A 13,875-nucleotide genomic window follows, 5' to 3' on the forward strand; every position below is an offset into this window, starting at 1 on the left:
AGGGAACAAAAAAGACGGGAGAGATATCCCGCCTGAGGTGAATACTTAGGGACGTTTGCCAAATTCACAGCTTTGTTGCGTCCAGGCGCGTGCCTGATCGCTGAGGGTAAAGCCCAGACCATGGCGATCGGACACGTACATGCGACCATCGCGCAGTTCGAGTTGCTCGTTGAACAAGGGATTCAACCATTCGAAATGCTCCAACCATGGCTCCAGCGGGTAAGCTGCTGACAAATGCAGGTGCACTTCCATGGCAAAGTGCGGTGCCAGTTTGCGGCCATGTTTTGCGGCTAAATCCATGATTTTCAGGAACGGCGAGATCCCGCCAACGCGGGGCGCATCCGGCTGCACAAAATCGCTGGCATTACCGAGGATCAGCTGTTCATGCTCGCGGAAACTGGTCAGCATTTCCCCGGTAGCAATCGGCGTATCGAGCGCAGCGGCAAGCTGCGCGTGTCCTTCGACATCATAGGCATCCAGCGGCTCTTCAATCCAGATCAGGTTGAATTTCTCCATCTGGCGGCCCATGCGGATAGCCGTTTCGCGGTCCCATTGCTGGTTGGCGTCTACCATCAGCGGGAAGTCATCCCCCAGCGCTTCGCGCACGGCAGTCAGACGGCGGATATCTTCTTTGGTGTCCGGCTGGCCGACCTTAATTTTGATCCCGCCAATGCCGTTTTCCCGCGAGATGATGACATTTTTCAGTACCTGATCTAGTGGGGTATGCAGGAAGCCGCCGGAGGTGTTGTAGCACTGTACCGAGTCGCGATGCGCACCCAGCAGTTTCGCCAGCGGCAGGCCTGCGCGCTTGGCTTTCATATCCCACAGCGCAATGTCGAGAGGGGAGATAGCCTGTACCGCCATGCCGCTACGTCCAACAGACGCGCCAGCCCACAGCAGTTTGGTATAAATCTTATCGATATCGTTAGGATCTTCCCCCAGCAGATTGTCGGCGATCTCTTTGGCATGTGCATAAATGCCCTGGCCTCCCGCACGTTTGGAATAACTGAAACCGACGCCTTCAAATCCATCGCGACTACGGATTTCCGCGATGATGATCGCCACTTCGGTAAGGGGTTTCTGGCGGCCGGTCAGCACTTTTGCATCGCTCACCGGGGTGGCAAGCGGCAGGAAGGCGAGGGAGAGTTTTACCCATTCGATGCGGTCGCCGGTTTCGGCGGCGGTTTTTACCCCTGCGGCTTTGGCATAGGTTACGGCATCAGAATTCGCACTTACGGTCATGATTAGCTCCTGAGGACAGTATAAATGTTTGCGCTAACATTTTTAAATCCGACGAAATGTAATGACCAGAGTTTCGTGCTGATTATGTACAAGAGATCACAAATCGATGCGGGAGAAGGGCAATTATTGGTAATGCGATCACATTTATCATCTTGCATTCAACGGTCAAGGGCAAAAATGATAGCGATAACATTTAAAGGATAAAACAGTGCATAACGCACTGATTTATGAGGGGAGAGCGGCAATGAAAGGAGAACGCGGTATAATACAAAAACAGAGGCGAATAACGCCGAATGCCGTTTAATTCTTTGTGAGTGACCATGTCGAAAACATCCCGTCCCGTACCGCCGCGTGCACCAACGCTTGAAGACGTCGCCCGTTCGGCGGGGCTCTCTTCAATGACCGTAAGTAGGGCGCTTAACACGCCGCAACTGGTGCGACCGAAAACCGTGGAAAAGGTGCTCGCCGCCGTCAAAGCCACCGGCTATATCCCGAACGCATTGGCGGGCGGGTTGGCGTCCCGGCGCAGTAAACTGGTGGCGGTGGTAGTACCGCAAATCAACAACAACATGTTTGTGGATACCATCCAGGCCATTAGCGATGAACTGGCGGTACGTGGTTATCACATGTTGTTATGCGTGGCGGGTTACACGCAACAGACGGAAGCGGAACTGGTGGCGGCGCTGTTGTCCCGTCGCCCGGATGGCATTGTGCTGACCGGTATTCACCACGCTACCGAACTGAAAAAAGTGATCCTCAATGCCAGTGTGCCGGTGGTGGAAATTTGGGATTTAACCCCGACGCCGCTGGATATGTTGGTCGGTTTCTCCCATGAGAAAGTGGGGCAGGCCACGGCGGACTATCTTCTGCGCAAGGGTTACCGCCGACCGGGACTGTTGTGGACAGTGGATAGACGTGCCGCCCAGCGTAAAAGTGGGCTGTGTGACGTGCTGGCGCGTCATGGTATTACAGATCCTGTTGCTGTCGATGTGGCACTGCCTGCTCGTTTTACCTCCGGGCGCGAGGGGCTGTCGCAACTGCTGGCCCGTGGCGAGTGTGATGTGATTGTCTGTAGCTCGGATACGTTGGCGCAGGGAGCAATTATTGAAGCGCAATCCCGTGGCATGCGGGTACCGCAGGACCTGGCGGTGATCGGTTTCGGCGATCTGGATTTCGCCGCCGGGAATCAGCCCGCCATCACCACCGTGAGTGTGGATCGGCAAATTATCGGCCAGCGCGCAGCGACAATGCTGGCAGACCGTATTGAAGGCAGCGAAGTTGACGAGCAAATTGTCGACATCGGTTTCCATTTTGTTGAGCGCGACTCCGCGTAACGGTAAGAAAATCAATGTAATGGGCACCCGCAACAGCGGTAACGCCAGGCTGACGAGTCGCATCGCCAGCCTGTTGAATCTTTCCGGGTTTGCCTCACCTTGTCACAACAGGCAGACGAATTTCTCATCACTCTGTCCTAAGCTTAGGGTTCCTCCTTTCAGGCGCAGGAGCCTTTATGATCACAGTGTATGGTGTTCCCGGTTGGGGATCGGCGATCAGCGAACTCATGCTCACGCTGGCTGACATCCCCTATCAGTTCACAAATGTTGACGGTTTTGATCAACCTGGTCCGCAGCGGCAGACGTTGCAGACGCTGAATCCACTATGTCAGGTGCCAACCCTACAACTGGACGACGGCAGCGTGATGACGGAGTCCGCTGCGGTGGCGTTGATGATCCTCGATAAGCGACCCGACTTAGCCCCCGCAGCCGGTACGCCTGAGCGCCAGCAATTCTGGCGACTGCTGGTGTGGCTGGTTGCCAATGTTTACCCGACCTTTACGTACGCTGACTACCCGGAACGCTGGGCGCAAGACGCACCGGAGCAACTGCGCGAAAGCTGCATACGCTACCGGAAGTCGCTGTATCTCTGGCTGGAGAGCCAACTTAAGGCAACGCCGTACGCCTTTGGCGAACAGCTCACACTGCTGGATATTTACCTGTGTGTGATGCGAACCTGGGGGCCGCGACATTCGTGGTTTAAGGAGAATACGCCGAAGCTCAGCGCGATTGCGGATGCGGTAAATACATTGCCGGAACTGCAAACAGTGTTGCGCAGTAACAACATCATTTGATCATCCGCGTCAGGCGGCTGTGCTACTGTAACGGTCTCGAAAAATAAGGAGTTTGCTATGCCGCATGTTGATATCAAATGTTTTCCCCGCGAACTGAATGATGAGCAAAAAGCCGCGCTGGCGGAGGATATCGCCGGGGTGATTATTCGCCATCTGAACAGCAAAGAGAGTTCCATCAGCGTCGCCCTGAATCAGGTCGCACCGGACGACTGGAAAACGCAGGTCTGGGATACGGATATCGCCCCGCAGATGGCGCAATTGATCAAAAAACCCGGCTACGATATGTAAATCCGCCGCGGCCCAACCACTGGAAAAATGATGCCATCGCTATGGGTGCACAAGCTGGGTGTTTCAATAATAGTGAAACCCCGTTTTGTGCAGTAGTTCGGGTTTCCCGCACGGGGTAAATGATAAACAGGCATTTTCGCTATGGAGATGCCTATGTCGTATAAACCTCAGTTACTTGCCATCACCTTGCTGCTGACCTCGCAGGTGGCGCTCGCCGCGCAAACCACATTCCCTGTCTGGCCATCCGGTGATGCGCCCGGCGCGAAAAACAGCCCGGTCAGCTTTACCTTAACCGAACGTAGCAAAGATCCGGCGTTGCCGGATCGCGCTGTCAGCGGAATCCGCGCTCCACAAGTCACCGTTTACCTGCCGAAAAACCCCAACGGCGTTGCGTTGCTGGTAACGCCCGGCGGATCGTATAAACGCGTGGTGCTGGACAAAGAAGGCAGCGACTTAGCCCAACCCTTTAACGACCGGGGCTATACCTTGTTTGTGATGACATACAGGATGCCGGAAGACGGGCATGCGGAAGGGGCTAATGCACCGCTGGCCGATGCGCAAAGAGCGTTGCGAACCCTGAGAGCGCGCGCGGGCGAATGGAAGATAAACCCGCAGCACATTGGCGTAATGGGCTTTTCCGCCGGTGGACATGTCGCCGCCAGCCTCGAAACCCGTTACGACGAAGCCGTTTATCCGCCTGTGGATGCCATTGATCGGCAAAGCGCACGCCCGGACTTTGTCGTGCTGGGCTATCCGGTGATTTCCATGGACGCAGCGATTGCCCATGCGGGATCGCGTAAGGCACTGATTGGCGATACACCGACAGCCGAACAGATTAAGCATTACTCGCCGGAGCTGAATGTTACGGCGCAAACGCCGCCGACCTTTTTACTGCATGCGGTCGACGATCCTTCCGTGCCAGTCGCGAACTCGCTGGTGATGTTTAACGCCCTGCATGCGCACAACGTGCAGACCGAGCTGCATCTGTTCAGCCACGGTCAGCACGGTTTTGGCATTCGCGGTGTGAAGAACCAGCCCGCCGCGCTCTGGCCGGAACTGGCAATGAACTGGATAGCTGCGCTAACGGAGAAGTAGGGAAATCATTCACCCACGGTGATACGCTTGCCGCTGGTGACGAACGTGCCGCCGCCAAGATGATGAATCGTATTGAGCTTGTCATCATCAAACTGCCAGCGCCCGTTAACAAAGGCGCGATCATCCGCCGCCGCAGAGACCACTTCGCCAAACAGTGTGTCGTATTTTTCCTGCGCGGCGGTGGGCGGCAGCAAACGGCACTCCATCCACGCCAGACATTTTTCTTCAATCACTGGCAGACCGAGCACCGGCCCGGCAAACGCAGGGATGCCGTAGCAGTTAAATTTATCTTCGTCACGCCCGGTCACGCTGCCAACGGCATAACTCCAGTTTGTCGCCGCGACACCCGGCACCACAATGCCAAACATGCCGCTACGTTCAATCAGCTCACGTGACCAGGCGCTTTTGTCTACCACAATGGCGATTCGCGGCGGCGAGAATTCCACTGGCATTGACCATGCCGCTGCCATCACGTTGCGGCGGTCGATCTGCTCATCTCGACTGGTAATTAAAATGGTCGGGCCGTGGTTAAGCAAACGGCTGGCATGCTCCAGCGCCACGGGGCGAAAATGACTCATCTCGGTTACTCCGTTCGGTGGTTATCAGCATTGCGGGCGACAACAATTTGCCCGCGCCCTTGTTCTTTGGCGAGATAGAGCGCCAGATCCGCTGCCCGCACCAGGTTATCCGCCCTGGCATGACGCGGCCAGGTAGCCAACCCAATGGAAACCGAAACCGGGCCAATATCCTGCGATTCGTACAGCATCAGGTGGTTCAACACCGTATCGAGCAGCGTTTGTGCAACGCTCATGGCCTGCGACTCATTGGTATCCGGCAGGATCAGCAGGAACTCTTCACCTCCGTAACGGAAGGCGAGCCCTTTGTCATCCAGCACATCGGTAATCAAACGTGAGAGTTCGCGCAAAACCTTATCTCCCGCTTCATGTCCGTGCAGGTCATTGAGTCTCTTGAAGTAATCAACATCCACCATCAGGCAACTCAACATTGTGCCTTCAACCATTGCCTGATCGATCATACTGCGTAGCGTCTCATCCAGACTGTGGCGGTTCCGCAACCCGGTCAGCGAGTCGAAAGTCGCTTTTTCGGTGAGTGTATCGCGCAGGATCTGGTTGGCTAATGCCAGCGCCAGCGTTTCCGCTAACAATTCCAGATAGATATACGGCGGCTCTTTATCCGGCGTGTAGTTATCGAAAGTCAGTAGACCAATGCTCTTATTCTGCGCGTTCAGCGGTACACAAATCGCTCGTGGTGCAATCTCCGGCGAAATATGTTCGCAGGGCATATCCACCGCGTCTTTACTGGGGCTGTGCAATTGCCCGCGTTTCAGTGCCCAGCAACTGTCAGGTGAAAATGCCGGATCCTCGCCCGGCGGCAGCCCCCAGCGCGCGGCACATTTCATGCGCCCGGTGCGTTTATCGAGTAGATACAAACGACCGCCCATATTCGGAATGATTTGCGGTGCGAAACGGCTGACGACTTTGATGATCGCGCTGTGGGAGTCGCAGCCCTGCAAGCGCTGCGTCATGCGCGCCAGTAGCGTCCGCGTTCCCCATTCCGCATCGCGCTCCTGCTCCAGACGCTGGCGGGCCAGACCGTTTTCACGAAATACGCGAATCGCCTGCGCCATATCGCCAATTTCATCCACCTGCGCCAGGACTGGCGCTTCCACGGCGTAATCCTGCGTCGCCAGGCGGTTAACCACATCGCTTAAGGTGACCACCGGGCGCAGAATGCGATGTTTGATAATAAAACCGAGCACAAAGAGAAACAGCACCGCCGTCAGACCAACCATGATTTCCGACAATGTTCGCAAACGTAACGAACGTTCAGTGGCTTCGTTAATGACCGTCTGGGTGCGTTGATCGGCGAGGCTGCGGAAATGGGCGAAACGGTACTCCGTTTCCGAAAGACGCTCTTCATAGTTCGCGCTAAACAGCAAATCCATCGCCTCACTGACTTTACCGGCCTCCATATTGGCAATGGCGATACGTTGTTCATCTTCAAGCTGATCCAGTGTCGCAATACCATCTCGCAATATCAGGATCTCTGCATCAGATGCGCCGTTATCGTGAAGCGCGATCAGGTGGTTCTCCAGCGCCACATCCTGCTCTTCGCGGGTTTTCCAGCTCTGTATCGCTTCAGGTTGCTTTTTTATCACCGCTTCACGCGCCAGGTCGGTGAGGGCGTACGCTTCTTTTTCCAGATCATCGGTGAGGGAGTCGAAAACACGGTTTTGTGCCACCGCGGCGCGCTCAGCGCGCTCCGCATTGGACGCCAGAAATAACGCCACGCCCGATGTCAGCGTTAAGACCACCGTGGCGACATAAGCAAAATTAGTGATCGTTGCGATACGCACGCGATATTGCCTTTTAAAAGGTAAAGAGAGGTATGCCTATCATTTTAGCCATCCTGTTAAAAATCAATGCGCAATATTCACGTCATTTATTCGTCATATTCCCTGCCTATAGTCAGCCGAATCAAATCCCAAAGAGGATACCAGTATGTTTGCTCCCCTGACTTGTGCGCAGGTGGATGCGTCCTGTGAGCTGCGGTTCATGGGTCAGTCACGGCTTCCTGCTGCGGGAGCCTGCTGATGGATGCATTCACGGATATCCGCCTTAAAGGTGTCTCCTACGCTTTTGGCACACACACCGTTCTCCATCATATCGACTTACATATTCAACCCGGTAGCGTCGTTGCGTTGCTAGGGCCTTCCGGTTGCGGCAAAAGCACGCTGCTGCGTTTGCTGGCGGGGCTGGCTGAACCCGCATTCGGTGAGATCTGGTTTGGCGATCGCCTGATGGCAAAAGCGGGTTGGTCGTTACCGCCTGAAGCGCGTGACATTGGCATGGTCTTTCAGGATTACGCGCTGTGGCCGCATATGAGCGTAGCGCAAAACGTCGCCTTTCCGTTGAAGATGCGCAATGTTCCGCGTGCCGAGCGTGAGCAACGCGTCATGCAGGCACTGGAAAGAGTCGGGTTGACGGCATTCGCCGGACGTAAACCCGCAGGGTTGTCCGGCGGGCAACAGCAGCGCGTCGCACTGGCGCGCGCCATTGTCGCCGAACCCCGTGTGTTGCTGTTTGATGAGCCGCTCTCCAATCTCGACAGCGCACTGCGCGAGTCTTTATGCCATGAGATGGCGCAATTGCTGCGTCAAATCGGCACCACTGCCGTCTATGTCACCCACGATCGTCGGGAAGCGGAATGGCTTGCCGACCGCATTGTGCATCTCGCCGCTGGCACTGTTGAATCTGAATGCACCGTTACATCATCCTCAGGGGAAATGGCATGAAAACCATACTGTCTGTCAAAAAAGGAGTCGCTTTAGCCATGGTGTTGTCGTCCATGATCATGTCCAGTGCGCATGCGCTGACCGTCTATACCGCCGGTCCTGGGTCGCTGGCAAAAAGCCTTGCCAACGGTTTTGAGCAGAAGACCGGCGTGAAGGTCAATATCTTCCAGGCCACCACCGGCAAAGTCATGGCGAGACTGGAAGCAGAACAAGCCAATCCACAGGCGGATATTTTGATCTCTGCCTCCTGGGACACTGCAGAAGATCTGCATAACCGGGGCTGGTTGCTGCCGTTTAGCAGTGCGAACGCCGCGAAAGTGCCGGAGACGCTAAAAAGCACGGACTACATTGCGCAAGGGGTTTCCGCGCTGGGCATTGTATGGAACAGCAAAAGCGGCACTCCGGAACCGAAAGAGTGGCAGGATCTGACCACCGCAGATTTTAAAGATAAAGTCACCACGCCGGATCCAGCGCTCTCTGGCGCGTCGCTGGATCTGCTGATTGGCCTGCAAAACGGCATGGGTGAGAAAGCCTGGCAGTTGTTCGATGCCCTGAAACAAAACGGCATGGTGGTAAGCGGCCCAAATGCCCAGGCCGTCACACCCGTGATGCAAGGCGCGAAAGCGGCAGTGTTTGGCGCAGTAGATTACGTCACCTACGGCAATATTGCGCAGGGTGAATCGCTGAAAGTGATCTTCCCGGCCAGCGGCACGGTAATTGCGCCGCGCCCGATGATGATCCTCAAAACCACGCAGCATGCCGATGACGCCAAAGCATTCGTGGACTATGTGCTGTCGCCGGAGGGACAGAAAATGGTTGCCGATGCCTGGCTAATGCCTGCCCGTACCGATGTTGAAGCAAAACGCCCGCTGTTCACCGAACTGAAGGTGCTACCGACGCAAAGTGGCGGCGCCAGCGAACGCGGTGAAGTCCTGAAGCGCTTTAATACGCTGTTTGCGCAGTAATGCCATTCTCATTTCAGCGGGGGTAACCCCGCTTTCAGGATTGCCGCTGTGAACCAGAAGATAATTGCGCGAGTGACGATGGCGCTGCTGGCGCTGTTGGTGGCGCTACCGTTACTGTTTATTGTGTTGCAGGCTGTTTTCCCCCATTTCAGCGCCGGGACATTCAACGATGCGTTCGCCGGGGTGCCTGCGCTGCTGGCGGAACCGCAACTGCCCGCCATGTTCAGCGGTACGCTGCGTATTGCCACCGGTGTTGCGCTACTCAGCATGTTGATTGGCCTGCCGCTCGGCATCGTGCGGGGGTTATTCGATGTGCCGTGGCCAAAATTATGGGATCTGCTGTTTTTAATCCCGTTCCTCACGCCGCCCTATATTGCCGCCTTGTCATGGATGCTGATCCTGCAAACGCAGGGGTATCTGATGCAGCTTACCGGTCTCGACCTGAATAATCTGCTGTTCAGCAAAAGCGGGATTGTGCTGGTAATGACGCTGAATATTTTCCCGGTGGTCTATTTCGCTGTATCACGCAGCCTGCTCGCCAGCGGGCAACGCCTGGCACAAGTGGCGCGTGTCCACGGTGCGACGTCCTGGCGGGCGTTTTGCCATATCACATTGCCACTCTTGTCTCCCGCACTGGCTGCCGGGATGCTGCTGGCGTTTACCCTTGCAGTAGAGGAGTACGGCGTTCCCGCCGCGCTGGGGACACGTGCCGGCGTGGTGATGCTGACAGTGGGAATTGAAGAGAAGCTGGCCGACTGGCCCATCGACATGCCAGGCGCCGCGCTGCTTTCCGTTGTACTGATCGCCATTGCCCTGGGCGGATGGTGGCTGCAACGCAAACTCACCGGCAGCAGCGACGTTACCAGCGTCTCGGGTAAACCCACTGAAAACGTGGGCGCACGGCTCGGTCTGGCAAGCATACCGGTTGTCATTCTCATGGCGCTGGTCGGTTTTATTGCAGTGGTGTTGCCTGGATTGTCGATGGCCATTACCGCATTCAGTTCAACACTCTCGGGCGGCGTGTCGCTCGCTAATTTGACGATGAAACATTTTGCCGCGCTGTTTGCTGAACGGGGCGATGCACTTTGGGCGCTTGGCACCAGTCTGTCGCTGGCGCTGGCGGCGGCGCTGCTCACCGGTTTTCTGGGGTTGTGCATTGCCTGGCTGGTGGTATTACAGAAGGTAAAAGGGCGCGCCATCATCGATGCGCTTTCGCTGATGCCTGCGGCGTTGCCAGGGGTTGTGGTCGGGGTGGGGTTAATCCTGATGTGGAACCGTGCATTCTGGCCGGTTTCGCCTTACAACACGTGGGCGATTTTGCTGCTCTCCTATTGCTGCCTGCTGCTGCCCTGGCCGGTGCGCTATATCAGTAGCGCTATGCGTCAACTTGGCGGCAATCTTGAGCCCGCCGCGCGGGTACACGGTGCCAGCGCCTTTCAGGCACTGCGTCTGATTGTGCTCCCATTGATCTTTCCGGCCATGCTGGCAGCCATGTTAATGGTGTTCGCCATTGCCTCTCGCGAACTGGTCACCTCACTGTTGCTGGCCCCCGCCGGAACACAAACGGTCGCCGTGTTTATCTGGCGGCAGTTTGAGCAGGGATCGGTGGGTCAGGGGATGGCCATGGCGACACTGACGTTGATCGCCGGATTGCTGTTAATGCTCACGGCGCTGAGCCTGTTGCAACGCAGCACAAAGCGATAAATGCAGGGCACAAAATCGCCGGTACAGGGAAAAAAATGCGTTATAACAAAGGGACATCTTTCGCAAGGAGCCTGTATGACCCCTTTTTTGACCGCTTATCTGGCCCGTATTGGCTGGAACGCTTCTCTGGATGTGTCGCTGGAGACACTGCGGGCGCTGCATCTGCATCACAACAGCGCGATTCCCTTTGAAAACCTTGATGTGGTCCTACCGCGTGAAATCGAACTCAGCGATGAGGCTGTCTTCCAAAAACTGGTGGTGGCCCGCCGTGGCGGCTACTGTTTTGAACAAAATGGATTATTTGAACGCGCGCTGAACGAGGTGGGCTTCGAGGTGCGCAGTTTGCTGGGGAGGGTGGTGATCGCCAACCCGTCGCAGATGCCGCCGCGCACCCACCGCATTTTGTTGGTTCAACTTGCGGGAGAGCCGTGGATCGCCGATGTGGGCTTTGGCGGTCAAACTCTGACCGCGCCGATCAGGCTGCAAGCTGATATTGAGCAGATCACTCCGCATGGCGTGTACCGTTTACAGCGCGCCGGAGACGACTGGGTGTTGCAGTTCCGTCACCATCAACGCTGGCAGTCGATGTATCAGTTTGAAATGGGGCGGCAATATCAGGCGGATTTTGTGATGGGTAATTTTCACTCCGCCCACTGGCCGGCGTCGCATTTTCGCCATCATCTGCTGATGTGCCGCCATTTGCCGGACGGGGAGAAACTGACGCTCACCAACTTCCACTTTACCCACTGGCGGCAGGGGCAGGTGCAGGAAGAAAAGGTGCTGGCCGACGTGGCTGCACTGTATGAAACCCTGCAAACCCGTTTTGGTCTGGGAGTGAATGACGCGCAGCATGGTTTTAGTCTGCAAGAGCTGGAGACGGTGATGTCGCGTTTCGAACTGCACGGTGTACAGGCTTAGCACAGTTCTTTTGTGATCATAACCGCCAGATGGCGATTGAAGGCTGCTTCATCGACATCTGGCATCCCCAGCATACAAATGCCATCCATCCCACAGACAAAGGCAATGAGCCGCCATGCGATATCGTGCGCCGCATCGCCGCCGGTAAACTCGCCTGCGGCACGGCCTTTGTCGATCAGCTCCACGACTTTGTCACACCACATTTCCATGGTCAGCAGATATGCGCCTTTGATTTCCGGCTCTTTACCAGCCAGCACCAGCGCTTCACGCCACAGTCGCACGTAAGGCTCCAGTCCACCGTCATCGCTGCCGAGCATGGAATGCAATTGATCGCGCCACGGTGCAGTCGCAGGGACCACTTCCACATTGAGCAATGCGTCGATCAGCCGGATAAACGCCTGCGCTTTAAGTTCATTCGACGAGGCGAAATGGTGATGAACCTGGCCCGTCGCCACAGCAGCTTCCTGGGCGATACGCCGTACCGTCATGGCGGCGAACCCATCCGCCAGCGCCACACGCATGGCGGCCTGTAAGATCACCTCCCGGCGATCATCACGGTGTAAGTAACGCATAAAAACTCCCCTCAACAGAGACGAAACCGAGTGTAACAAAAAGCTGGACATGCGTTCAACTTTACGTAGGATCGGCATTCTGGACGCCTGTCCAGGATTGATAAAACGTGGAGTGTTGTATGTTTCGTCAGTGGTTAACGTTGGTCATTATCGTGTTGGTGTACATCCCGGTCGCCATCGATGCGACGGTATTGCACGTCGCTGCGCCGACGCTCAGCAGCGCACTGAACGCCAGCGGTAATGAACTGTTATGGATAATTGATATTTACTCGCTGGTGATGGCGGGCATGGTGCTGCCAATGGGCGCACTGGGTGACAGAATCGGTTTTAAACGCCTGCTGCTGATGGGCAGCGGCCTGTTCGGTACGGCTTCGTTGCTGGCGGCTTTCGCAACCAGCGCCAGCTGGCTTATCGCCACACGCTCACTGCTGGCAATAGGGGCGGCGATGATCGTACCGGCAACGCTTGCCGGTATCCGCACGACGTTCTCGCAGGCGCGTCACCGTAATACTGCGCTGGGTGTGTGGGCGGCGGTAGGTTCCGGCGGAGCCGCGTTCGGTCCTTTAGTCGGGGGCATGCTGCTGGAGCATTTTTATTGGGGTTCCGTATTCCTGATTAACGTGCCGATCGTGCTTATGGTGATGGCGCTGACTGCCCGCCTGGTACCGCGCCAGCAGGGGCGTAAAGAACAGCCGTTAAACCTGAACCAGGCGCTGGGGCTGATTGTGGCAATCCTGCTGCTGGTCTGGAGCGCCAAAAGCGCCATGAAAGGGGCATTGCCGCTGTGGATTATCACCAGCACGTTGCTGGTCGGTGGCCTGTTGCTGGCGACGTTTGTCCGTCTGCAGTTAGCGGCAAAAACACCGATGATCGATATGCGTCTGTTTACCCACCCGGTGATTTTAAGCGGCGTTGTGATGGCGATGACGGCGATGATCACACTGGTCGGTTTTGAGCTGTTGATGGCACAGGAACTGCAATTTGTGCACGGCTTTACGCCGTTTGCTGCCGGGGTGTTTATGCTGCCGGTGATGCTGGCCAGTGGGTTTAGCGGGCCAATTGCAGGCTTTCTGGTGTCCAGCCTGGGTTTACGGCGGGTCGCGACGGGTGGAATGGCGTTAAGCGCATGCAGTTTTCTTGGCTTGTCGGTCACCCATTTCTCCACGCAGCCATGGCAGGCCGGAATATTGATGGCGTTGCTGGGATTCAGCGCCGCCAGCGCATTACTGGCGTCAACCTCGGCTATCATGGCCGCAGCGCCAAAAGAGAAAGCGGCGGCGGCGGGCGCGATTGAAACCATGTCCTACGAACTGGGGGCCGGGCTCGGGATTGCGGTGTTTGGCCTGATTTTAAGCCGCAGCTTTGCCCATTCTATCCAGTTGCCGTCGGGGTTGAGCAGTCACGAAGTGACACAGGCGTCCTCCTCGATTGGTGAGGCGTTCCGCCTGGCGCAGGAGAGCAATACGGGTCTGGCGCAGGAGATTATCGCTGCCGCAAAAACGGCGTTTATCAGTTCTCACAGCGTGGCGCTGAGTACAGCAGGTGTGTTGTTGATCGTGCTGGCGGTGGGGATCTGGTTCAGTCTGGCAAAAGCGGAACAGCCGTCACGATAAGGACGCAGGGCTTCACCTGCGCCCGCAGACGCCG

At 56.4% G+C, this 13,875-nt stretch carries 13 protein-coding genes; 9 read left to right on the plus strand and 4 right to left on the minus strand.

Annotation, left to right across the window (positions count from 1 at the left end; all coding sequences use genetic code 11):
• Nucleotides 1–45 precede the first annotated feature (45 nt).
• Nucleotides 46–1,242: an L-talarate/galactarate dehydratase gene (locus ABGA49_RS00750; protein WP_061495939.1), complete on the minus strand. Its 1,197-nt coding sequence runs from the start codon at nt 1,240–1,242 to the stop codon at nt 46–48.
• Nucleotides 1,243–1,562: 320 nt separating this feature from the next.
• Here ABGA49_RS00750 and ABGA49_RS00755 point away from each other — a divergent pair, with 320 nt between their 5' ends.
• The 4 genes from ABGA49_RS00755 (at nt 1,563) to ABGA49_RS00770 (ending at nt 4,753) form a co-directional block, all read left to right on the plus strand.
• Entirely contained in the window at nt 1,563–2,576 is a 1,014-nt protein-coding gene (locus ABGA49_RS00755) for a LacI family DNA-binding transcriptional regulator (RefSeq protein WP_061500036.1), read from the plus strand.
• Nucleotides 2,577–2,752: 176 nt separating this feature from the next.
• Nucleotides 2,753–3,370, plus strand: coding sequence for a glutathione S-transferase family protein (locus ABGA49_RS00760; RefSeq protein ID WP_061495937.1), 618 nt, complete (start codon nt 2,753–2,755; stop codon nt 3,368–3,370).
• A gap of 57 nt (nt 3,371–3,427) precedes the next feature.
• The gene (pptA, locus tag ABGA49_RS00765) at nt 3,428–3,658 is read left to right on the plus strand and encodes a tautomerase PptA (protein ID WP_088237569.1); all 231 of its coding nucleotides are present in this window, start codon (nt 3,428–3,430) and stop codon (nt 3,656–3,658) included.
• 153 nt (nt 3,659–3,811) lie between these two features.
• The gene (locus tag ABGA49_RS00770; RefSeq protein ID WP_061495933.1) at nt 3,812–4,753 is read left to right on the plus strand and encodes an alpha/beta hydrolase; all 942 of its coding nucleotides are present in this window, start codon (nt 3,812–3,814) and stop codon (nt 4,751–4,753) included.
• A gap of 5 nt (nt 4,754–4,758) precedes the next feature.
• Here the strand turns inward: ABGA49_RS00770 and ABGA49_RS00775 are convergent, their stop codons facing one another.
• On the minus strand, nt 4,759–5,331 hold the full coding sequence (locus tag ABGA49_RS00775) for a flavin reductase family protein (protein WP_061495931.1): 573 nt from the start codon (nt 5,329–5,331) through the stop codon (nt 4,759–4,761).
• Nucleotides 5,332–5,336: 5 nt separating this feature from the next.
• Nucleotides 5,337–7,130, minus strand: a complete 1,794-nt coding sequence (locus ABGA49_RS00780) for a diguanylate cyclase (protein WP_347664969.1) — start codon at nt 7,128–7,130, stop codon at nt 5,337–5,339.
• A 237-nt stretch (nt 7,131–7,367) separates the two neighbouring features.
• Between ABGA49_RS00780 and ABGA49_RS00785 the strand changes: the two genes are divergently transcribed.
• The 4 genes from ABGA49_RS00785 to nhoA all read left to right on the plus strand — a co-directional run bounded on the left by ABGA49_RS00785 (nt 7,368) and on the right by nhoA (nt 11,656).
• Nucleotides 7,368–8,069: an ABC transporter ATP-binding protein gene (locus tag ABGA49_RS00785; protein WP_134318169.1), complete on the plus strand. Its 702-nt coding sequence runs from the start codon at nt 7,368–7,370 to the stop codon at nt 8,067–8,069.
• Complete coding sequence (locus tag ABGA49_RS00790; protein WP_347664970.1) at nt 8,066–9,034, plus strand: ABC transporter substrate-binding protein; 969 nt, start codon at nt 8,066–8,068, stop codon at nt 9,032–9,034. Before ABGA49_RS00785 ends, ABGA49_RS00790 begins: the two co-directional genes overlap by 4 nt.
• Before the next feature lie 48 nt (nt 9,035–9,082).
• Nucleotides 9,083–10,738, plus strand: a complete 1,656-nt coding sequence (locus ABGA49_RS00795) for an iron ABC transporter permease (RefSeq protein ID WP_347664971.1) — start codon at nt 9,083–9,085, stop codon at nt 10,736–10,738.
• 75 nt (nt 10,739–10,813) lie between these two features.
• A complete protein-coding gene (gene nhoA / locus ABGA49_RS00800) occupies nt 10,814–11,656 on the plus strand; it encodes an N-hydroxyarylamine O-acetyltransferase (RefSeq protein WP_347664972.1) in 843 nt (280 codons plus the stop codon).
• On the opposite strand, the gene ABGA49_RS00805 is transcribed toward nhoA, so the two are convergent.
• Nucleotides 11,653–12,228 carry a TetR family transcriptional regulator gene (locus tag ABGA49_RS00805; RefSeq protein WP_061495917.1) on the minus strand — a complete coding sequence of 192 codons (576 nt, stop codon included), beginning with the start codon at nt 12,226–12,228 and terminating at the stop codon, nt 11,653–11,655. The genes nhoA and ABGA49_RS00805 overlap by 4 nt on opposite strands.
• A 119-nt stretch (nt 12,229–12,347) precedes the next feature.
• Here ABGA49_RS00805 and ABGA49_RS00810 point away from each other — a divergent pair, with 119 nt between their 5' ends.
• Nucleotides 12,348–13,841 (plus strand): MFS transporter, encoded by a 1,494-nt coding sequence (locus tag ABGA49_RS00810; RefSeq protein WP_347664973.1) that lies wholly within the window; start codon nt 12,348–12,350, stop codon nt 13,839–13,841.
• Nucleotides 13,842–13,875 lie beyond the last annotated feature (34 nt).

It is taken from the genome of Kosakonia sp. WA-90 (assembly GCF_039871955.1).
In the GTDB taxonomy this organism is placed as follows: Bacteria; Pseudomonadota; Gammaproteobacteria; order Enterobacterales; family Enterobacteriaceae; genus Kosakonia; species Kosakonia oryzendophytica.